General features: G+C 60.9%; 2 protein-coding genes. Both read left to right on the top strand.

The annotated features are described in order from the left end of the window. Position 1: 1 nt before the first annotated feature. Complete coding sequence (locus tag DRB19_RS29600; protein WP_114189504.1) at positions 2–739, top strand: CoA transferase subunit A; 738 nt, start codon at positions 2–4, stop codon at positions 737–739. Then, on the top strand, positions 739–1,365 hold a 627-nt coding region (locus tag DRB19_RS29605; RefSeq protein WP_162815969.1), incomplete at its 3' end, for a 3-oxoacid CoA-transferase subunit B. The genes DRB19_RS29600 and DRB19_RS29605, both read left to right, overlap by 1 nt.

Below are 1,365 nucleotides of genomic sequence, written 5' to 3' on the forward strand. Positions count from 1 at the left end.
AATGGACAAGGTTTACAAGGATGCAGGTTCGGCCATGGCCGGGCTCGTCAAGGACGGGATGACCATCATGGCCGGCGGGTTTGGTCTATGTGGCATTCCAGAGACGCTGATCGAGGCGATCCGCGATTCGGGCGCGAAAGACCTCACCTTCATTTCCAACAATGCGGGCATTGACGGTGTAGGCCTCGGCCGGCTTCTCGAAACCCGCCAGATCCGCAAGATGATCTCCTCCTACGTGGGTGAGAACAAGACCTTCGCCCAGCAGTATCTCTCGGGCGAGCTGGAGCTCGAGTTCAATCCGCAAGGGACGCTCGCCGAGCGCATTCGCGCCGGTGGCGCGGGCATCCCGGCCTTCTACACCAAGACCGGCGTCGGCACCCTGATTGCCGAGGGCAAGGAAGAGCGCGAATTCAACGGCGAGAAATACATCATGGAAACTGGCCTCTTCGCCGATATTTCCGTGGTCCACGCCTGGAAGGGCGATACAGAAGGCAATCTCGTCTATCGCAAGACCGCCCGCAACTTTAACCCAATGATGGCGACCGCCTCCCGGATGACCATCGCCGAGGTCGAGCATCTGGTGCCGGCCGGCGAAATCGATCCCGATTGCATGCACACCCCAGGCATCTTCGTGAAGCGGATGGTGCATGTGCCGAATCCACAAAAGCGCATCGAGCAACGTACAACCCGCAAGCGCGCTGAAGCTGCAGTGCCGGCAGGGGCAGGGGAGGAAATCTGATGGCTTGGACCCGTGAGCAAATGGCTGAACGCGCCGCCAAGGAACTGCGCGACGGCTTCTACGTGAACCTCGGCATCGGCATTCCGACGCTCGTGTCCAACTACATCCCCAAGGGCATGCGCGTGCAGCTCCAGTCGGAGAACGGCATGCTCGGCATGGGTCCTTTCCCCTATGAGGGGGAGGAGGATGCTGACCTGATCAATGCCGGCAAGCAGACGATCACCGAGCTTCCGACCACGAGCTACTTCTCAAGTGCCGATTCCTTCGGAATGATCCGTGGCGGCCATATCGACCTGTCGATCCTGGGCGCCATGCAGGTGGCTCAGAACGGCGATTTGGCCAACTGGATGATCCCGGGCAAGATGGTGAAGGGCATGGGCGGGGCCATGGACCTCGTGGCGGGCGTCAAGCGCGTCGTGGTGGTCATGGAGCATACGGCCAAGGACGAGCCCAAGCTCCTGAAGGAGTGCAACCTTCCCTTGACCGGGACCGGCGTGGTCGACCTGGTGATCACGGATCTCGGCGTCTTCAGCATCGACAAGAAGGGCGGATCGGGCATGACCCTGATTGAGCTCGCCGACGGCGTGACCGAAGACGAGATCAAGGCCAAGACGGACGCTGACTTC

The sequence above is a fragment of the Microvirga aerophila genome, from assembly GCF_003332305.1.
Classification (GTDB): Bacteria; Pseudomonadota; Alphaproteobacteria; order Rhizobiales; family Beijerinckiaceae; genus Microvirga; species Microvirga aerophila.